The 21,794-nt window shown below is 46.7% G+C and carries 14 protein-coding genes; 8 read left to right on the plus strand and 6 right to left on the minus strand.

What is annotated here, in order from left to right:
• Positions 1-952 (minus strand): AMP-binding protein (locus tag AC3A8L_RS09350; RefSeq protein ID WP_487961980.1); only part of this gene is annotated, 952 nt, incomplete at its 3' end.
• Between the two features lie 70 nt (positions 953-1,022).
• Here AC3A8L_RS09350 and AC3A8L_RS09355 point away from each other — a divergent pair.
• The 4 genes from AC3A8L_RS09355 (at position 1,023) to AC3A8L_RS09370 (ending at position 8,253) form a co-directional block, all read left to right on the plus strand.
• Positions 1,023-2,243, plus strand: a complete 1,221-nt coding sequence (locus tag AC3A8L_RS09355; protein ID WP_487961981.1) for an acetyltransferase domain-containing protein — start codon at positions 1,023-1,025, stop codon at positions 2,241-2,243.
• 399 nt (positions 2,244-2,642) lie between these two features.
• A complete protein-coding gene (locus tag AC3A8L_RS09360) occupies positions 2,643-5,654 on the plus strand; it encodes a DUF1592 domain-containing protein (protein WP_487961982.1) in 3,012 nt (1,003 codons plus the stop codon).
• Between the two features lie 30 nt (positions 5,655-5,684).
• Entirely contained in the window at positions 5,685-6,971 is a 1,287-nt protein-coding gene (locus AC3A8L_RS09365; RefSeq protein WP_487961983.1) for a DUF1552 domain-containing protein, read from the plus strand.
• Between the two features lie 907 nt (positions 6,972-7,878).
• Positions 7,879-8,253 carry a hypothetical protein gene (locus AC3A8L_RS09370; RefSeq protein WP_487961984.1) on the plus strand — a complete coding sequence of 125 codons (375 nt, stop codon included), beginning with the start codon at positions 7,879-7,881 and terminating at the stop codon, positions 8,251-8,253.
• A 95-nt stretch (positions 8,254-8,348) separates the two neighbouring features.
• Here the strand turns inward: AC3A8L_RS09370 and AC3A8L_RS09375 are convergent, their stop codons facing one another.
• From AC3A8L_RS09375 to AC3A8L_RS09395, 5 genes are all read right to left on the minus strand, one after another.
• Entirely contained in the window at positions 8,349-9,476 is a 1,128-nt protein-coding gene (locus AC3A8L_RS09375; RefSeq protein ID WP_487961985.1) for a hypothetical protein, read from the minus strand.
• Between the two features lie 672 nt (positions 9,477-10,148).
• Positions 10,149-12,395: a carbohydrate-binding protein gene (locus tag AC3A8L_RS09380; RefSeq protein WP_487961986.1), complete on the minus strand. Its 2,247-nt coding sequence runs from the start codon at positions 12,393-12,395 to the stop codon at positions 10,149-10,151.
• A gap of 1,043 nt (positions 12,396-13,438) precedes the next feature.
• Positions 13,439-13,711 (minus strand): DUF6959 family protein, encoded by a 273-nt coding sequence (locus AC3A8L_RS09385; RefSeq protein ID WP_487961987.1) that lies wholly within the window; start codon positions 13,709-13,711, stop codon positions 13,439-13,441.
• Between the two features lie 96 nt (positions 13,712-13,807).
• The gene (locus AC3A8L_RS09390) at positions 13,808-14,035 is read right to left on the minus strand and encodes a hypothetical protein (RefSeq protein ID WP_487961988.1); all 228 of its coding nucleotides are present in this window, start codon (positions 14,033-14,035) and stop codon (positions 13,808-13,810) included.
• A gap of 963 nt (positions 14,036-14,998) precedes the next feature.
• Positions 14,999-17,500: a glycoside hydrolase family 9 protein gene (locus AC3A8L_RS09395; RefSeq protein ID WP_487961989.1), complete on the minus strand. Its 2,502-nt coding sequence runs from the start codon at positions 17,498-17,500 to the stop codon at positions 14,999-15,001.
• A gap of 301 nt (positions 17,501-17,801) precedes the next feature.
• On the opposite strand from AC3A8L_RS09395, the gene AC3A8L_RS09400 reads away from it, so the two are divergent.
• The 4 genes from AC3A8L_RS09400 to AC3A8L_RS09415 form a co-directional block, all read left to right on the plus strand.
• A complete protein-coding gene (locus AC3A8L_RS09400) occupies positions 17,802-19,349 on the plus strand; it encodes an FGGY family carbohydrate kinase (protein WP_487961990.1) in 1,548 nt (515 codons plus the stop codon).
• A gap of 9 nt (positions 19,350-19,358) precedes the next feature.
• A complete protein-coding gene (locus AC3A8L_RS09405) occupies positions 19,359-20,093 on the plus strand; it encodes a glycerophosphodiester phosphodiesterase family protein (RefSeq protein WP_487961991.1) in 735 nt (244 codons plus the stop codon).
• 5 nt (positions 20,094-20,098) lie between these two features.
• A complete protein-coding gene (locus AC3A8L_RS09410; protein WP_487961992.1) occupies positions 20,099-21,295 on the plus strand; it encodes a glycerol-3-phosphate dehydrogenase/oxidase in 1,197 nt (398 codons plus the stop codon).
• A gap of 149 nt (positions 21,296-21,444) precedes the next feature.
• Positions 21,445-21,794 (plus strand): hypothetical protein (locus AC3A8L_RS09415; protein ID WP_487961993.1); only part of this gene is annotated, 350 nt, incomplete at its 3' end.

The raw sequence follows: 21,794 nt of genomic DNA on the forward strand, positions 1-21,794 counted from the left end.
AGGTGTTGAGCATAGTGCGATCGCGAACGGCCCAACGATTCACTAATTCTTGTGAGCACCGTTCGCCGCCAACAATTAATAAGCGCACGCTGGGTAATTCACGTTCAATAGCATTTAAAAAGGTGGGCACGGTGGAGAATACCGAGATGCAATGCTGATCAATTAAATCCGCAACAGCTTCTGCGCTTTTACACACATCCTCCTCCCCAACAACAAGCTGTGCGCCCGAGGCCAAGCCGGCCCATATCTCTTCAACAGAAGCATCAAAGGCATGAGAAAAGCCTTGGTAGATGACGTCGTCTTCGCGAATCCCATAAGTGGGTAGCATCGCTGCAACAAAATTGGCGGCAGCGCGATGCTCAATCAATACGCCTTTGGGTTGGCCGGTAGAGCCCGAGGTATAGATCGCGTAACAAGGGTCGTTAGGTTGCAGGCTGTGGCATACCGGTGGCTCGCAATTAAAAGCAGAAAGAATTTTGTTATCGCGATCGAGCTTAAGCACATGCGGCGCTCGCAAGTTTAAGCTCTTAGCTAACGCGTCTTCAGTGATAACGATATCGGCACCAGCATCCGACAAGATGTAATCAATACGATCACTCGGAAACGCCGGGTCAAGTGGAATATAGGCTCCGCCAGCTTTAAGCACTGCCAGCATCGCAACATAAGGCTGCTCGGACCTCGCTAAATACAGTGCCACCATCGAACCTGGTCGGCAGCCAATGCTTTGTAGATATTGCGCTAAGCGGTTGGAACGTTTGTCCAGCTCGGCAAAAGTCAGTGATTGCTGTCCATATGTAACAGCCACACGCTGCGGGTATTTAGTACACGCATCAACAAAATGATGATGCAGATAACCGACTTTCATTGATGCATGCATTGGCTGGCGTATTTTGTGACGTCGCTCAGACAACACACCCTCGCGCATTGCAAGTTCATTCTCTTCGTGTAGCATTAAATTACCTTATGTGAGCAATTATATTCATATATGGTAATTATTATATTTCATCGCAAGGTCTTTGACTGTGCGTGACTCTACTTTTTATTGCATGCACATGTGGCATGAGGTTGATGATATGCAGCGAATTGGCTCACTAGATTGTTTGAAAGGGCTAGCGATGGTGTTGATGGCGCTTGATCACACCCGTATTTACTTACATGCCGAGGCGTACCTTTACCACCCAATGGACCTTGAGCAAACGTCATTGGGGCTATTTTTAACGCGTTTCATTACACATATTTGTGCACCAGTTTTTATTTTACTGGCGGGCACATCCAGTTATTTGGTGGGTAAAAAGCTGCCGGATACAAAATCTCTGAGCTTATGGCTTGTTAAGCGTGGCGTATCGTTGATTTTTTTAGAGTTTACGCTGGTGCATTTCGCGTGGTATTTCGAGGTGAAAACAGACTACCTTTTGTTGGGTATTCTGTGGGCTATAGGGGCTAGCATGCTGATATTGGCGGCCGCTATTTACTTGCCGCGCAAAGTGTTATTCATCGGCAGCCTGCTCATCATTACGGGTCATAATTTGTTGGATGGGTTTGATACGGTGGATATGAACGTCTTTGGTTTTACCTGGTATATCTTGCACCTTACTGATGAGGTCTTTATCGGTGGTTTTGGTCTCTTTAATACTTACCCGCTAATACCAACGGTTGCCATTCTTGCCTTGGGCTACTGTATCGGGCCGATGATGCAATGGCCCCCGCAAGATCGTATTCGTGCACTTGGTATTGCCGGAATCAGCATGTTATTGGCGTTTATCGTGCTGCGTGGCTTTACGGAATATGGCGATTATTGGCCATGGGAAGAATACGATACCTATACCCAAAGCTGGCTTTCTTTCATTGATGTGCACAAGTCGCCAGCCTCTTTATTGTACGTGCTGGTAACGCTCGGTGTAGCGGCATTATTTGTGACTTGGATTGAATTGAAAAAACCGGCGCGCATTGCTCAAATATTGAGTGTGTATGGGCGTGTGCCAATGTTTTACTACATCGTACATATCTTTGTTATTCACGCGATCGCTATGCTGCTGGCGGGCTGGGAGCCCGGCTACTTAATGCGGGATATGATCATCAATGAATGGATGGATGCGGACCCAGCCCTAGAAGGTTTTGGTTATTCACTGCCGGTGGTCTACGGCGTAACCATAGCTGTGGTGGCAGCGCTCTACCCTGTTTGCCAGTGGTATCACACCCTTAAACGTAACCACCCTAATAATGCTGTATTACGGTACATCTAGTTAGCCGGTAGTTAGCTGCGCTAATGGCTTTGTCTTGCGTGGGGTAATGCTTTGTTATCCCATTTCTATTGTGGTTCGTCGTTTCGCTGCCTTCTCTATTTTTGATGCATTCATAATCTGCGGCGACTAATACCGCCGTAATGATGAACTCTGTGACAATTCACTAAAACTATCCGACAAATAAGTAACACAATCCGCACAACACTCGTTTTTTTGAAGACCGTCACTGTTCAGCCGGCCGTTTTACAACACTATCGGTTGAACACAACCTAATATCATTATGACCCCAAGGTCACCCATTTTTGATTACTTGATAATCAGACACTCCAGTTTGTCAAAACATCAGTCCATATCATCAATGTTATCCAGCTCTAATTCGAAATAGAAAGGAACGGTACTATGCACCTAAAACGGTATCAAAAACCTCACGCGGTCGATCTTGGTCGGGCGTTTAAAGTTGGGGGTCTGCTGCTAGGCTCACTGGCACTTTTTGCTTGTGATGGCGGGGTGAAGCCTGGCTCTAGCTCCAGCGAAATAGTAATCAGCTCAAGCATTGCACCCTCAAGCTCTAGCGCAGCAGCTATAAGTTCAGCGAATACTGTTTCGAGTGTGGCGCCGTCTAGCTCCAGTATTGCGGATGTCTCGAGTAGCTCGCAAGCGACCCCTACTGCTAATAGCTTGTTGTCCGATGGTAGCTTTTCACAAGGTTTGGCCCAGTTCGCAACGCCAAACTTGGTGAATGCCACCTTGTCTTGGGATGCGGGTTATTTAGACTTCAACCTAAGTGCGGCCACTACCGAGACCTGGGAAGTAGAGCTGGTTCACCCCGTTAGCGTGCAAACAAACGCTAACTACACGTTGTGTTTTGATGCCAAGACCGATGGTAATGCGCGTGATATTTTGTTTCATATCGATGGCGGCGAAGATTCTAACTGGGCCACAATAAGTGGCGCCAATAGCGAGCTAAGAGCGCTTTCAAGCACCTGGAATCGCTATCAACAAACCATGATGGTCTCTGCGACCGATGCAACGGCCCGCGTGCAGTTCTTATTAGGCACAAGCAGTGTCAATGTTCAGCTTGATAATATTGGGCTTTATCTAGGCACCGAGTGCGGTCAGTCCAACACCACACCACCTAGCTCGCAAGCCGCGTCTTCATCGAGTGTGGCTACCGATGGCAACGCCACTTTAGGGAAAACGCTCTTTGAGAGTGATCCCTCTTTAGGTTGCGACGCTTGCCACAATGCGAGTGACTTTAGCGTGACGGCTGGCAATCGTAATCAGATGATTCAACGAATCTTCCTGGATATGCCACCAACCACTACTCCTCAGGCCGATTGCGACTTGCAATGTGCTACCGATATTGTCGCCTTCCTTGAAGGCCAAAGTGGTGGCCAGCAATCGTCTGCTTCTAATAGCTCCACCGGTTCTGGAGAGTTGGCGCATATAGAAGGTAAAGCCATTTTTGATACGCAGTGCCAGCGTTGCCACGACGGTGAAAGAACAAACGGTGTATTCCAAGACGGCCTGTACGACGAAGCCATGGCGAGCCTAGTCGCCAAAGAAATATACACCGCCGGTGCGCTAAGCAATTACATTGAAGCCAGCATGCCTTTGGGCGGCGCCACTGCCTGTGGCGAAGATTGCGCCGATAAAGTGACCGAGTACATTATTAGCTGGCATGTGCTGCCTATTAACCCGCAGTTTGCCGACGCCACCTTGCCGCGCAACCAGCCAGAGCGCAAAGCCCTAAGCTGCTCGCAACCCGAAAGCTACGGCGAGCGTTTAGTGCGACTGCTTACGCGTGAGGAATATGCCAATACCGTGCGCGACTTGTTTGGTTACACCGATAATGCGTTGGGTAGTTACTTACCGCAAGATGATGCCAAGGGTAAGTTCGTCAACAACAAAGACATTACCTTGCGAACAGATATCGAGTACGACGGTGTTGTGCAATTGGCCGAAACCATTGCCCAGTGGTCACGGGATTCGAACTTCAACTGGCTTAATTGCGGCAACCTCGATGCAACGTGTGCCCAGCGTTTAGTGAATGAGTATGGTGCTTATATCTTCCGTAGGCCGCTGACTAACGCCGAGAAAAATGGCTCCAATGACGTGCCCGGATACTTGGGTATAGCCGGTGGTGAATTCACCGATGGTGATATTGCCGAGGGCATGCAAATAGCGCTGGCAGCGATGCTTTCTTCGCCTCAGTTCTTGTATCGCCACGAAATCGGTCAAGATGCCAACGGTGCTTACACGCTGTCTTCCTACGAAATGGCGACATTCTTGAGCTATACCTTCACGCGCTCTACCCCGCAGCCCGGCAGTAGCCTTTGGTTAGCCGCCGAGAACAATCGCTTAAACTCAGCCGATAGCATTCGCCAGGAAGCCAGCAAATTGTTGGAAACCGATGCCGCGAAAAGCATATTGGGCGAGTTTGTACACGATTGGTTGAGCACCCGTGACGTGCTGGCTACGAAGAAGGATGAGGCGCAATTTGGCAGCTTTGATCAAGTCGCCCAAGACATGGTTACCGAGCTAAGCCTGTTGTTCCAAAACGTGATGCTGGATAACAGTGCTAGTTTTACCGACTTATACGCGCCGGGCAAAACGTACCTTAACAGCCGCTTAGCACAGCATTATGGTCTTAGTGCCCCAGGTGGTAATGGCTTCCAAGAGGCTGCCCCTGCTAATCGCGGTGGCTTGCTATTGAGTGGTGCTTGGCTGGCCAACCGTGGTGATTTTGCCGAGGCCTCGCCGGTTCGCCGTGCTACCTATATTCGCCGCGATATGTTGTGCCAATACATGCCGCCACCACCAGCGGATGTCAGCACCAGCCGCGAAGAGAAAAAAGGCAGTTTGCAGGGCTTCTTGAATGACGAGCGCACGACTAACCGCGAGACCTTCCACCGTTTAACCGAAGGTACACCGTGTGTGGAATGCCATGCCGAGCTGATCAACCCATTGGGCTTTGGCTTAGAGGATTACGATACCGCAGGCCGCTTCCGCACAGTTGATAACGCCGGCAACGCCATTAACGCATCAGGTGCTTTTTTCTCGCCCTTCATGGAGCTGCATTTCTTTGGCGACAGCAGCCGTAGCACAGAGCATTATCCATTTAATGGCGGCCAAGAATTGGCCATGATGCTAGCTAACGGTGAGGCCTCTGGTTTGGCTAAATCTTGTTTAGCGATGCAGTTTTATAACTATGCGACCGGCATTGTCGTGGACTCCATCACCGAGGCCGATAGCCCGCTAACAGAAAGCCTCGAACAGCAAGAGCGTGATGGTTACGGTTGTGATGTGAACGATATGGTGGGCGAAATGAACCAGAGTAGTCCAAGGGCGATGCTAGAAGCCATAGGCACTCTAGACTCAATTCGTTTCCGTAAGGCCTGGAGCCGATAACGGCGCCCCCAAAGAATTGAAGGTGAATTTATGAAAATCAGAGATAAAAATCAGTTTGACAAACAGCGTCGTGATTTACTCAAAACCATCACCGGTGCAGGCATTAGTCGCGGGCTTTTAAACTCGTTTGGTCTTGCCGGCGCGATGATGATCAATCGTTTAGCTGAAGCGCAAACCGGCCCTAAAAAATCCTTTGCCCTGTATGTGGCTGGCGGTGTAATCCCTAGCCTTTATACGCCCAGTAGCAATACGGCCATGAAGCCAATGTCCCAAGGTTATGCCGATGAAGGTGTTGCTGGTGACATTAACTTCCTTGTAGGCGCGGCTACCACCAACCCTGGCCACGGTGCTATGCCGTTCCGTTTTGGTGGCTCGTATTACGGCCAAGCCAGTTTTGATGTGATGATGGCGCGGACAATTGGCGCCAACCATCCTCTCGACGTATTGAACTTGGGTGTTAACCAGTTAGATACCCAAAGCTCGCCCACGCGAGACGACTTGGGCGGCACTATCAACACAATCAACGATCCTCAATCGGCCATGCGGCGCATTACCAGTGCTTTAGGTAGTGGCGGCGGTAATACCGGTGGTGGCGATGGCGGAACAGGCGGCGGCACAAATCCACGACAGTTATTCGTAGACTTGCACCGCGATGCCATTAAAACGCTGAATAGCAAAGTACTGGGCCAGCACGAAAAAGAAAAGCTAGAAGAACACCTTAGCTCTATTGAAACACTCGAAAGCAAGCTCGCCCCGCCGGCTACCGGTGGTGGTGCGCCAGCGCAGGGTGCGGTGCAAACGTGCAGCAATGCTTCTATGCCGGCCGGTAATACAGGTAACTTTACCTCGCATACCGAGCTTCAGCTGGAAATTGCCGCATTAGCGTTGTCTTGCAATGTTACGGCCTCGGTCTCCTTATGTTTAGGTGACGATACCAGTGGCTTTAACATCCCAGGCTTTAACGACAAGCTGCATACCTCGCACCACAACGACACCATAACGTGGGGCCAGTACATTACCACCGCAGGCTACATGTTTGGCCTAGCCGCTAAAACGGTACGCAAACTTAAAGATGCTGGCCTATTAAACGATACTTTAGTGGTGCAAAACTCCGATATGGGCAACGGCAACGCACATAGCGCTGCCGATACTCCCATGTTTATGGCGGGTGCTGGTGTACGTGCTGGGCGAGTCACCTCTGTGGGCGGCGCATCGCAAATGAATATGTTCAATACCGCCGCGAGCATTCTAGGCGCCGACTCTCATCCTGCATTTAAAGGCTGGGGTGGCGGGACTATTTCCGGTGTTGCGAGTTAAGGAGCGGGGCAATAATAGTTTGTCCACTAGTGCTTGATGAATACGCAGTGCATGGAAGCGCTGCGGGTTTTCTTGTTTCAGGTAGAACAGAAAAAAGAACGCTCTAGGCGCGGTGGCAAAAATAAGCCATGAGCGGTTATTGAATGTAAGAGAGCTTGACCACAATAAAACCTATACCTCCACCCATCACTGCTACCCCTAACGCTCCTCTCATCCCATCAAAAACCCTTAAGGGACGAGGCAATAATAGTTTATCCAATTAGGCGAAGAGATCGGCATTCTTATCAAGGCGCTGAAAGGGGCGCATGCCGGGGCATGTAACGCTTTGAGCAACGAAGGTAAGGATGTCGATATCGAGCATTAGTGGATGAAATATTGTTTCCTCGTCCCTAAAGACTGCATTTGCAGCCTTACGTCATATCCGATACACCCAAATGATATCGCCCCCTATCACACCAAATACAATCGACCCTCGGCCTTCCAATAAGGCATCATAACCCCTGAAGCGACGCTAGCAGACACTAAGCTAAAAAATGCGATAGCGAACCTTTGTACCAGTGCGATATTATATTTCTTCGCTAATATCCGTTGGAATAAATAATAGGGCTGATGATCTTTGGCATAGGACTGTGGCTCATATCGGTGAAAGTGGATTTTTAGAGGCGCCCTTAGTCTTACCGGTTTTGTTGGGGGTGCAGTGCAACCAAGACGAGTAATGCCGCCACCTAGCTATTATTCTCTGTCCAACTCAGTATTGCGTAAAATACGGAATAAATTTTTTACAGCAGCGTGTATTTTAGATAACATTATCTCTTGAATGGGCTCAGGGCTGTGCCGCATCAATCGCACACCACTGTTTCCACATCCCTTATACCGCTATAACTCACACTACTCATTGGGGGCTGTTGTGCATCGGTTATCATTTTGTAAGCTACAAATTATCGATCAAAACATCGTTGAGGTAATGTTAGATGAAGGTGTAGAAATTAGCGGTCAAATGGTCGATGAATTTTTTGATGCCATTACCGGTAAAATGAATGAAGAAATCTCAATATTACTGGATAAAGCGACCAACTACTCCTATAAATTTGATGCTCTTATTCAGCTAAGCGAGTTGACAAAAATCCAAAACATTGGCGTAGTAACCTATGGCTCAGTATCGCGCAGTAGTGCAATATTTATGATGGAGCGATTCAACAAAAGTAACAAGAATGTCGAGCTTTTTGAAAATCGGGAAGATGCTTTAGCATGGCTATGTGGTATTACGCAGCAGCAACAATAATGAATAATGGTGCTACTGGCTTATGTTTCTATTTAAAATAATAACCCCAACTAATTAAGTTTAGGGTTATTAATGCTTATTACAATACCAATCAATTACAAGGCTTTGTTGTCACTTGTAACGATGCTTCTGTAGGGATTTAAATGCTTAAGCCTAAAGTTATCCATGTTAATAGTTTCAGACTCAAAAACGCCTAATCCCTCATTGTTGCCATCATAATATTGTGCATATTTTTTACTGTAATCTCTTAGTTTTTTGTTTTTTTCCTCTAGGCTCACTTTGGCGATCAATTTTTTATAGCGTGGTGAGTATCCGGTAGATAGCAGCTTGATAATCCATGCTGAAGCATCTTCCTCTAGAGGAGTTAAAGATTTTTTATAGCTAGAGTCCAGTATGCTTGCAAATATGTCGTGAAGTTCGATATCCACGTTTTTTTGCTTATAAAGTGCACTTGCCAAATTCCTTAACGTTAAAGTATCGCCTTGCGCCAACCCATAAAGAATAATACTTCTGGTCATTGGGTCGGATACATCTTTCTTATTAAAGTAGGGCATCATGTATTCATAGGCCGTTTTGTTTGGCTTGACCTCTTCAACTGTAAATTTATTTTTTCGTCGGCCAATAACAACGGCTCCAGCATCCTTATAAAAGAATGACAGCCTATCTCTATAGAGTGATACGGTGTCGGGATTGCCTAAACGTTCAAATACAATAGCTATGCTATCTTTTTCTTTTAATTTAGAGATTATTTCAAAACCATTATTAATAGGAGGGGTTGATAAAATATTCGAAATGGTTTCTTCCTTATAACGCTCAAGGTCGATGGTTCCTGGGTAGTATTGTGGTTCTTTATCCCCCTTTTTTAAGAAACGTGAAACCGAGCCGCTTTCAAATCCTGGAACTTTAATGATTTCCTTTAGGGTGGTGTCATAACGATGGTTTCCATAAGAATATAATGAGTTTCTTAAGCGAATATTTTGTTCAGAGCGTGCCGCTGTATCTTGAATCATATTTACTGATTTTTCAGCCAGAATATCTACAAAGTCAATCGAAACCAAAGCCGGTTTATAATCCATCATGCTATGCATGCTTTGAGCTGATTTATAGTTAAGCTGAAATAATAACGCTTTTTCATAAGCGTATTCTAAATTTGTCATTTCGGCCTGGCTATTTATACTTGAAAAAAACAGTAATATTGAGCTAAATAATGTTGTGGCTTTCATTCTTGCATCCTATCAATAAATAATTTCTGGGTAATTAAATGGCATATACATTTAATGCAATGGTAAGTGATGACATCCATGAAATTCTGTAAGGGTAGTATTATCCCTCAAAAATCGGACTTTCTTAAACATATTTTTCAAAGGAATATTCACTCTAAAAATACCCGCCTTTTGTATCATGACAAGCAATATTTTTAGGTAAAGATTCAGGCTCGCAGACTATCAATAATTCATACCTAGAACAACAAGCTATACACCCAAGAAGCTTTAAGCGTAGCGGTGTGAGAAAGGTGAGGGGGAGTGAGGGGGCTGATTAGCCAAGTGCGACTGGTTACGGCGGTATGTGCACTGGTAATCCATGCGGCAGAGCGCAATACCTTAAGTCTAGTGGTGATCGTTTCTTGTCCAGAATTTAGAGTGTTTGTGCTTTCCGTAAGTAGCACAAAAAAGGCGGTTAACCTCACAGTTAACCGCCTGCTTAGGGGCGAGGCAATAATAGTTTATCCAATTAGGCGAAGAGATCGGCTTTCTTATCGAGGCGCTTAAAGGGGCGCATGCCGGGGCATGTAACCCTTTAAGCAACGAAGGTAAGGATGTCGATATCAAGTATTAGTGGATGAAATATTGTTTCCTCGTCCCTTACCCATATTATTGTGGGTTTTTAGCTTGGCATTAATTCATTTTTTTAATGCTGACATTATCAACAGAAACACTAACGGCGCGACCAGAAATACTTTGGTTTTTACCCAGGTTAAAGGTGATGCGGGCGTTGGGGTTGGTGGCTTCTGTCATGGTGAATTGAAAGGTGAATATTTGTTCTGCAGGGTTTAGAGCCAAATGTTGTACGGGCGCATATTTTGTGTAATTGCCGCCATTTTGTTCAATAGCCACCTCTAATTGCGCACTGACTAAATGCCCAACGGTAGTGGCCATATAGCTTACTTCGTAGGTTTTACCTTGCTCTAAATTAACGCCTGTGCGGTAGTACTGCACATGCCATGCCTTGGTGCCACCATTGTAAATACTACTGCGTGCATCATTAAATTGCCCGCCAAACGTGGTCGATGAGTTAGTGCCTGAGTGTTGGTAAGTCTGCCAGCCGGTTTGGCCTTGGCTGAAATCACCATTGCCTACCAAGTTAACATTGCAGGTGGTGCAGGGTGCGGTATTTAAAAAGGTCTCTAGGTTTTGTTTGCGCTCGGGTAAAAACACATCGGTTAGGGGGGCTTTTACGGCAAAGCGTTCGGGCGTAATACTATTGATTTCAAACCAGTTTAAATTCCAGCCGCCTTTTTTAACTAAAATGGCTAAGTTTGTTTCGCCTGTAGGGATGAAAACGGTATGCGATACGGTAGTCCAGTTTTGCCAGCCATTGGTGTTGGGTATAGCAACTGTGCCGTATACTTTATTGCCGCCAGGTTGCGCAAGTTGCAGTTCGCCGCCACCGGCCACATTGCTGGCTACACGGTAGGTAATGGTGTAATTGTTGGTGTTGTTGGGCGGGAGCACAGCGTTATAAACCATACTGTCGCCCGCATCTAACCAGCCTACATTTTGACCGCCGCCCGCATCGCTGGTGGTTTCGGTTTGAACGCCCTGCTGAACGTTAAAGGCCTCGGCTTGAATGCGTGTCACTTTGGCTGTGCCAAGAACAGCTAAGCTGTGCATCTCAAGGTCAACCGACGGTGTATATTCAAGGCCAGCACCTAACGCGAGTGAGTTCATATGGCAACCGCCACAACTTAATGCGTTTACGCGGGCTAAAATGTGTGCGGGCAACAGGGGTGAATTCACCACGTTTAACTCTTGCTGAATACGGCTAGCAAACAGCGAGCTACCTTCGTTAAATACGGAATCAATATCGCTAATAGTGAGAAATATACCTGAGCTAGCATCAATAGCGAATTGCTCTAAAATACTGCGGCTCGTTTCGTCGCGCGGGCTGGCCCTACGGTCGCCGGCTTCGGCGGTAGCCGGAATATCCAACGCCAAAGTTGACATGGTATTGGCCAGTAAGCCTTTGTTGGGGGTGCTTAATGCGGCAACTACAGCATCTTGAAAGGCTTGCGCTTTTTGTGGGAATAATGAGTCATCGCGGGCGAAATCTTTAAAGGCGCTGTCTTTAGTGGTGGTTTGCTCAAGGCTTAAAAAGTTGCCATTGCGCAATGTGTTGAATTCAAAAAATACCCAGGTACGAAAGTCATTGATGCGTTGATTAACACGAATTTGCCCCGCGATAGGGTTGGCCACTTCGCCCCTATAGTTGTTGGCATGAATAACCGGCGTGCCTGTGCCATTTAAGCCTTGAAAGTAAAACTGGCGCAGTTTTGCCGCGCGGTCTTGAATGTTGGTATTGCTCGATAGTGCCGCCCAAAATTCGGCAATCGGGCGGCAGCCTTCTATGCCCGCACTGGGGTTAGGGTTGGGGAGCTTGGCTTCAAAAATCAAAAAGTTCTGCTGGGGGGTGCCAGTGATCCCGGTATCCGCAAAGGCGACGCGATATTCACCGCAATCGGCGCCAGTTTTACTGGCTAAGTCAAAGCGGTTAACTACCGATATCGCCTCGTACAGCTCGGGGCTGCCTAGGTTGTTGCCTAAGCATTCTGTGGGTAGGCCGTTGAGGTCGCGAGTGGCCGGAAATTGGCCTGAGCATTGGTTGCGAGTGGCACTCCAGGCGGTAAATAAGTCGGTTGGTGTTTGTGAGAAATCACCTGCCGTGGTGAGTAGCTGTTGTAGTACACCGTTATTACCCGCCAAAGGGAATTGGCTAAGAATCGCCTTATCGGTAATGAATAACGATTTGGTGGGGTCGATAGTGACGGCGTGACTGGCGGTAGCAGCGATACCTGCAGTGAGGCCCAGTAACGCTGGCAGTAATTTAGCCGCACGTGAGGTGTAGGTGGCCAATGGTTTTAACATATCATTCTCCTGATTGAGGTGTGCATAAGGCGCGTTGTTGCGCCTTAATCCTTGCGCCCAAAGTACTGATTACGAAGTGGGCGTGCGCATTCTAGGTAATCTTCCTTGCTGAGCAGGTTCCTAATATCGGTTTAGGCGAAATTGAGAGTAACAAAACCCACATTTGTGTACTTAAGTACGTCTCACTTTAAGTATATTTCCCGTGTTTATTGGGCTGCAGGTGCGATTGGCGATTGCGGACTGTGATGAAGGTGGGACTGAGCCGGTGAAAAGCTTGTGCTCATTTAGAACACACGGTAGAAGATTAAAGCCCGTGAGCTGCTAATGTCGTCGATACATATGTCGGTTTATGAAATAAGCCGCTCTTTGGCCGCCACTATGCGGTACCGGTGAGTGAGTTCAACGACGCTGCACTGAGAATATTTATCCTATTTAAGCTGACCTCACTCTAAAACGCCGTTTGTATCAAGCCAAATAATCTTTGCAGGTAAAGCCTTAGGCCCGGAGTCATGTAAGCGCCGGCTATCAATAACTCACTCCTAGAACAAGAAGTTATCAATACCAAAGGGGCCTTAAGCGTAGCGGTGTGAGAAAGGTGAAGGGGGAATATATCCATACTTTAAAAATGGGTGACCGCATCTACGGCTTGAATCAATTTACAGGGTGCTGCATGTCAGTGACCCGCTAGACCTACCGCAATAATAGCCCTAGGTGATCTTTGCGCTGCATAAGCAACAAGTGATGTCACACAACATGAAAAGGCACGGTCACCTCTATAATATAAACCGAACCATTATCTAAAAAATCCACCTTTGGTGACATTACTTGCAACAACAAAGCGCATATGAAGGGCGCTCGTTTATAGCACTAAGTCAGCGCAAGCGGCTGCGCCCTTAATGTTGTTGACTTCAAAGCGCAATCCCTCGGGGGCAATGCCAAACAAGTTTATGTTGTATCTGTAGGGAGTGCCGCGTAGGCATAGGGGGTTATTGCTCAATGCAACACCTTCGATCATCCGTTTGAAATATAAAGCCGCTATGTGTTTACTCTACGAATGGCAATTCATGGCCATGCTCTTGTAGCACTCTTTTGTAATGTTCTAAACGATAAGTGAGGTTGTTGATTTCGCTATCGAGTATTTCGGAGGCCTCGCTAGCATTGCCATTAATCAGCTCTTCTTGAGCCTCTTTTATATTTTGTAAGAGACTATGCAGAGAATCCCCCTGAATCAACGAACCAGGAAATGCCCTAGCTGGATGCTTTATGACAGCTAGATTTGATGTGTCCGAATAAATTTCAACTTCTTCTGTTTTCATGATCCCTCAGTCGAATCGAATACGACGCCGCTGTAATTTGAGTCAGGATTATAGCTGTGTTAAGCATGCCGAAATCCTAAGCTAATCGAAAAAAAACTATGAAGCAGGTGATGTAGCCTCTTTGCTGTGGTGCATTACTTTAAAGCCGCGAAAAATCAGACCTAAAGAAACAATGGCCAGCCCGACTAGAGAATAGAACTGTGTGTTCGAAAAGTTATCTCTAGCAATCACTATAAGGTATATGTAGCCGATTAATATAAGGGTCAAAAAAGCTAAGCTGAGCTTACCGATATTTTTCATCATCACTGAATTTCGATTGAGCATGCTAGATCTCCCATACTGTTTCACGCCCCTCAAGTAGGGCCGTAACGTAGTTGTTGATTTTGTGGTAGCGTAGCGTTAAACCGTAAAATCAACAACGCAGAAAAGGTCCGAGCCTAGCGACTGATTTTCCCTAGCCTTGTTAAAGTTACTTTGGTGTTGAGTAAATAAATGCATAACCTATAAAAGCCAAGACTATAAAGAACAAACTTACCGGCCAGCCAAAGCCATTATAAAATGCGATACATGATAAATAGATACTGGCTAATATGCCTAGGCTTAGTGAGTGACGTACTTTATTTCGTTGACTTGAAGACAATGATGATAAGCTTTTATAGTACCTATACCATGCGCCAAAAATACCAACTAGAGAAAAAATTGTAACTAGTCCTAAGCTAATAAGCCAAAAATCAAATTCTTTAACTCCTGCGAAACCTAAAGCAAACCCATAAAGCGAACCGCATAATGTAGCAATTGTAAGAAGAACACCAAAAATAAAAATTAGCGGTTTTAAAATTCTATTTTCGATTAGCAGTCTAGGCATAAGATTTTAAAATTATAACCCCCATCGCTTCGACACAATGTGCAGCGACGAGGTATTTTTATCGGATTCCCTCAAATCTACCTCGTAACCTACGTACCGTCAAGCTTGCACGCATACCATCTACCCTAATTCTCACCCTTCAAAACCCTACCAATAACAATAAAATGCTCAGAAGTTGGTGTTGGTATGAGTATCTGGTGCCGTCACAAACAAGACGCTGTGTAGAGCTCTAAAAGGACGTATTCACCGCGTGCCCCAGAGGTTCGTGCCGGCACCGCCCCCCCCTAAAGCTAAACACACCCTAGCCCATTCCCCAGTAAAACAAAATTAATCAATATTACCTTCACCATAATTTCTTCCGCCATAAAAAACCCCAGCAAGCTGGGGTTTTAAAATCACATTAACGCACTAAGTGCCCGCCATTACTCTTTTTTATCAGCAAGATGCTGCTGCGCTGCTAGTGCCAAAAACATAAAATTACTCGCGCCGCCACCCATCACATACTCGGTTTGCTGCCAAAAGAAGGGCCATACTTTTAGCTCGGGTAAGTCTGGGCGAATTAATGCGGTGCCAGATATTACGCCGCCAGGAATGTACGACCAATCGGCGCGGTTAACACCGTAAGCTACGGTGGCGGAGTAAGAGCCCACGCCAGAAGCAAACGACATCGTATTTTCGCCGGGGTGTACGCCCAGTACAAAATTTAGAGCGTTAAGGTAAATGTTTGCATCGGCATATTCTGGCCAGCCTTTATGAAAGAAATACTGGCGTACGCCAAATTCTTGAATGCCCCAACCGGCACCCCAAATATTGGGTTTATAAGGTACACCGTAAGGGGTTTCGGCGGCTTGTGCTTCCACGGTTTTTTGATGGGTGGCAATGGCTTTATCTAAGGCTTGCGAAAAATCTTTATTATTAAAATCTCCGCGTACACGGGCTAAGCGCCAACCGGTATTGGCAATATCGCCCAGTACAGATTCTTGCATAGTCGTTATTTGCGTAAGGTATTGTGGTTGTTGTGTTAATAAATAAAGCTCTACCAGGGCATAGGTTTTTGCGCCGGCCGAATCAGCAGCTTTGTGGTTATCTTTATATAATTTTACTGCGGCTTGGGTGGCCAGTTTGGCCAGTTCGGGGTTGTGCTGTTGCATCGCGCGGGCGCCGGCGGCGATTGCACCAATGGCGCCTAATACGCGGTTAGGGTTTTCTTCGGTAAATACCCAGCGGTCGTCAAAGGCTCCACTGGTATCGTTTTTCCTTTCGTTGGCCGCTAGTTTTTCGTTGTAAGGCAGGCCATCGGTTTGCGAGGCGGCATCGCCCAGCATTACATACTGCCGGTTGGTAGGCACAATAATACCGCGATATAAACGCCCTAAGGCTTTATAGCCACCCAACACACTGAGTAAACCGTGCTCTACTTGCTGCAAAGCATCCGAAATACCATCGGGCTGGTGAATTTCAACTAACTTATTTTTCTGATCAATGGTTGTTGTATCGAGTTGGAGATTAAATTCTTCTATCATTGTTGCCAGTAACCAAATAGTTCCAGCTTGTGATTCAACCCGTAAATCGTAATCGCCCGCATCATGCCAACCGCCTTTATTTAAATGTGGTACACGGTCTTTGGGTTTGAATGCTGATAGTGTAGATTCGCCGGCAATGTACCCATCAAAATGGTTGTGGTTTACAGGAGACATTAATGCGTCGTCTTCGTGGCAGAGGTCGTGCCAAACGCGGTACTTTTCGTTTACCCGCATATGGCACATTTGTACGGGTAAAAAATATTCTAGTGTAGGCTGCCAAACGTGGCGGTCGAAAACATCATTGGCAATGCGAAATGGGTGCGTGGTTTGGTCGCGGTATTGCGCCACATAAATACCGGGCTTTTTGATCTTGCTAAAATCTAAGGTCAAGTATTCGTATCGTAAGAACTTGCCCCACGCTTTGGGCTTTGCGCTATAGACTTCTTTTTTACCCGCGCTGGTCATTTCGTAAAGCTTTACTTTGCTAATTTTTTTATCGCGCTTGTCTTGTTCGATAACAATTTTTTTAGCTTGTGCTGGTGTGTAGCCCACTTGCGAGACTTGTACCACCGGTGTGTAGCGCCACTTTGGATCGGCATGGGGGGTAATGGTCCAGCGTATGGCATTTTTGGTAGCGCCGGCTGCGATTTTACTGCGCACAATAAACCAGCCATTATTGTGATTAGTGCGGCCGTCCCACAAGGTAAGTAGGCCGGTGTCACTGGTGATGCTCATGCGCTTAAGGTCGTCTTCTGGGGCAATCAATAATGTTTTGCCAGTACCTAAAGGCTGCGCTAATACTTCACCTTCAACAATGGTGACTGGGCCGTTGGGCTGTGGGGTGAAAATGCCTGTCTGCGTCACACTATTTTCGTCTAACGCATGGCTAAAGGCATACGATTTACCAAAATACTCGCCGGGAAATAGTTCAAAATTAAAACCTACCTTACCCACCCACTCTGCCGGTAGTGGTTTTTCTAAGTCGACGATTACCTCAAAGCTACTGCCCTTTAGGGGTTGTACGTGTACTTGGTACGCCAACTCTAAATCGGGATAAATAATCGGGTTGAAGCCTTTTTTGTCTTTGCTTTCGTCGGGGTAAGCTAAGGTTTGGCTAACGCGTTGCTGCTCTTTATTCACATCGCGTTTTGTGCTTTTGGGTACAGGCGACCATTGACCTGGTGATGCCTCTAAGCGTAAATCACCATTGGCGGCTACGCGCTTGCCGTGTTGAATAACCGTGACACCGGTTTGGTGGCCGTCGGGGTAGATATCGGCAAAGGCTGTAACATCTAAGCCCGGCATAGAAAAATATTCTTGATCATTTAATGTGAGCTGTGTTTTCGAAAACGCGATGAGCGGTAAGGCGGCGAGCGCTAACGTGACCAGTGGCAACTTCATAGAGTGTCCTAAAAGTGGTTCAACATGAGGGAGATATCACCAATTAATGCGTGATGGCTGTACAACGCATTATAGGCATATTGTGGTTGGCACCTATACGGGCGCTAAGAATAAATACAAACATAGACGCCAAATGTTGAATACACAAAAAAGGCAGCCCCTGAATCATTTTTTCTGTGTACAGTTGTGCATTCCGATTATTAAAAAACGTTATTTGGCGGCTAATAAAGACTTTTTATTTTGGCATTAAAGTTTATTTTTTTAGTATAAAAATCATTATTATTTCCTAAATAGTTTACCTATGACTGAACAATGCACATTTATCGCCTTAGATATTGGTACGCATGCAGTACGTGCTTGCGTATTCTCTGTTGATGGGGCTACGCCTGTGTGGGCAATGGGCGAGGTTTTTAGTTGTGACATAAACCTTTATTCCTCGCAGCCCCGGCATATAGAACAAAACCCTGCCGAGTTATTACAGGCGCTGCAAAGCGTATATGGGCAAGCACTGGATTGTGCCGTTAATCAGGGTTTATATACTGAAGCCATTGGCGTGGGTATTGCGGTGCAACGCTCTTCGGTAATGGCGTGGGAGCGTATTAGTGGTAACGCATGCAGCTCTATTTTAAGCTGGCAAGATACGCGTGCATTTCTCACTATTGAACAATTAAGCCCTGCCGAACGTGAAAGCATTATGGACCTAACCGGACTTAGGCCCTCCCCACATTACGGCGCCAGTAAATTGCTGTACTTGCAGCAGCAACTTGCCTTGCAAGCGAATAATAATTCAACGGTTATGGGGCCTTTGGCGGCCTGGCTAATAAAACAATTAACCCATCAACATTATTGTGACCCTATTAATGCGGCGCGCACGTTATTGTTTAATCGCCGGCGCGCGAGCTGGGATAAAAAACTTTGCAATACGTTTGGTGCAATGCATACATTGTTGCCTGTTGTGCAAAAAAGTGCTGCGAATTATGGCGCTATTAAATGGGCGGGTAGCGAACAATTATCTGGCGATAAGAGCGTTAGCGCACAACTTATGGCTGTGCTTGGTGACCAGAACGCGGCTTATCTAGCCATGCGCTATAGTCATCTTCCTGAATCTGTTAACTTTAAAAATCCTCTGGTGATGAACATCGGGTCCGGTGCTTTTGTTTTAGGGCGGTGCACTAAAGAAAACGATAGCCGTGCTTTAGGCTTATTAACGAGCCTGGCTTTTAGCGATGCAGATACTGAAGAGTGGTTAATGGAAGGCACGGTGAATAATGCGGGTACTGCCTTAACCCATTGGCGAGAAAACTTGCCCGAGTCATTAAGTGAGCACTCGCTATTTAATCAGTTGCCGCAATGGTTAGCCGAGGATGTATTAAATGATGAAACACAGGGGTATTTTTATTTAAATGCGGCGGCTGGTATTGGCTCCCCTTTTTGGTTGTCTCGTTTTAAATCCTCGAACCCTGTATTTATGAATAGTGCTGGTGAAGTTGTTACTTTGACGATTGCGCAGCAAGCTGTAGCGGTGATTAATAGCGTCGCATTTTTAGTTGTGGCGAATATTTTACAATTCCAAAAATCTCCAGCAGTGGGTGATTACGATGGCATTCTTGCCACTGGGGGCTTATCACGGCTTAGCGGTTTAATGGCGCAAATTGCTGATTTATGTGGTCTTCCTATTTTCGTTACAAAATGCCATGAGGCAACGTTACAAGGCACCGCAATGCTCGGCAGTCATTTTATGTATAAACCCTGTCTTGATGGCCACATTGTGGCGGCTAAAAAATCTTCGCCAGTATTACTCAAACGCTACGAGCGTTATATTCAACTGATTCAAGCGCAAGCGTTGTAAGGATTAATTATGTTGTACCTTGCTGGCCATCGTGGCCTGCCAGCACACTACCCCGAAAATACGGTGGAGGGCGTTACAGCGGCCCTCAGTGCTGGAGCTGCGGGTGTTGAAATAGACATCCAGTTTTCAAAAGATGGTGAGCCTGTGCTTTTGCACGATATGGCGCTTAAGCGCGTTGCTGGCTTAACGGGCGATGCTAGCGCTTTTGAGTTAATGCTACTCACGAAAATGAGTGCGCATGAGCCCGAGCGTTTTGGCGATGCATTTTTGCCGACTCCGATTGCGCCGCTGAGTGATCTTGTTTCTGTTATGCGCAGTTTTCCCAAGGCTTTACTCTTTGTCGAAATTAAAGAAGAGTCTTTTGATCACCTTAATCGCGAAACGATTGTGGAAAAGGTTGCTCAGTGTTTGGCGGCTATTGCGGATCAGGTGGTTATTATTTCTTATGATTTGGCGGTATTGCGGCAAGTGCGCGATACCGTGGATTGGCCCGTAGGTTGGGTATTGCGGCAATACAGTGAGAGTAGCCAGCAATTGGCGGCGGAGTTTCAGCCCGAATATGTGATTTGTAATTACACAAAATTACCTAAGGCGCCAATGCCTTTGTGGTCGGGTTTGTGGCAGTGGTTTGTTTACGACGTTACTGACGGCGCCGTTGCACATGCATTGAGTGAGCGCGGCATCAGCTGGATTGAATCTTGGGATGTTGAATCCCTTGTGGCTGCACTGCAGGAGCCGGCTTAAAGCTGATGACGATACCTTCACCGCACACCGTCGATACGCAAGCAACATTTCATGTTGTTGTTATCGGTGCGGGTATTCAAGGTGCGGGTGTTGCGCAAGCGTTAGCGGCAGAAGGTTATCGCGTAGCGTTGGTTGAGCAGGCGGCACAACCGGCCACTCAAACATCCAGTAAAAGCTCAAAGTTAATTCATGGGGGTTTACGCTATTTAGAAACGGCGGAATTCTCGTTAGTGCGCGAGTGTTTACGTGAGCGTCGTATTCTAACGCGCGTGGCACCTACCCTCGTTAAACAACAACCCTTCTATATTCCGGTGTATCGCGGGCAAAAGCGCGCGCCTTTTTGGATTCATTTAGGTTTACAACTTTACCGCTGTTTGGGCGGCGGCCCTTGCCAAAAACATCCACTGAGTAAAGCCAAAGCGTTAGGCCTAAAAGAAGAGAACTTACAGGCTTTGTTTGAGTACCAGGATGCGCAAACCGATGATGTGAAGTTGACCTGTGCTGTTGTTAAATCGGCAGAGTCTATTGGCGCCGCGGTGTTTTATCATTTTAATGTGGTGGCTTGCCAGCGTTTGGCGGCGGGCTACGCCGTAAAAGCAGCCGATGGCCGAAGTGTAAAAGCGAATGCAATTGTGAATGCCGCAGGAGCTTATGTGAATCACATTGCGCAATGTGATGGTGGTTGGCCCACCGTTGCGATTGACCTCGTCCAGGGTGCGCATCTTATTTTAGACCTACCTGCGCCGGCTGGCTGTATTTACACCGAATCCCCTGATGATGGCCGCGCGGTATTTTTATTGCCCTGGTATGGCAAGTTGATGGTGGGCACAACCGAACTAAGCCGTGGGAGTAACCCCGATTTAAATGCGGTGACGGAAGCCGAGCGGGGTTATTTATTGCGTGTTGTTGCGCATGCGTTATGCGATATCAATATAGAAGAGGTTGACGTATTAGAGGCGTTCTCTGGCTTGCGAGTTTTACCGACAGAAAGCCAAACATCATTCTCGCCAGCAGCACTCAATAAAAAAGCGCGCGATACTCGTTTGGTGCACCAGCTTACTTCGCAGCATCAATATCTGGCGATTTATGGCGGCAAACTTACCGCTTACCGTGCCATGGCTCAAAAGGTCGTCGCGAAGCTAAAACCTTTTTTACCGCCAGCCGTCGCTAAACATTCCACACAGCAATTACCGCTAACCTGAAAGCCGCCGTTGTTAGCCAAATTGGTTATACTTCCCGTTTTAATGATGGCTGGCCATCAGAAATCGTCATTTATTAGGCTTTATCGCCGGTGGGCCTATCGGGTAAATACGTATTTCTAGTGGTGCCTGATAACGGATGGGATACCGATATGAGCTATGAATACCAACAGCGTGATGTGCCGAAACAACCCGAAAAAGAATTTATTTTGGGTAAGGGCCGTATTAGTGGTTTTTGCTCTGCTTTTTTAGGTGGGCTGAGCCTTTTAGCGGTACTGGCGTATTTATTCCCAGCTTACCTCACCACGGCAGAGTTACGTAACGTATACGACCCGCTCGTTTTACAGCAAGTACTCAAATACGGAATGTGGTTCTCGTTGTTTTTGGGTGGCTTAACATTTGTGCTCAATAGTCATAAGTGGCTGGGTTTTTTTGGTGTTAGCACGACGTTAATAGCGTTTGCGTTGGGCGGCTACACTATTCCACTGGGTGATGTACAAGC

The sequence above is a fragment of the Marinagarivorans sp. genome (assembly GCF_982758155.1).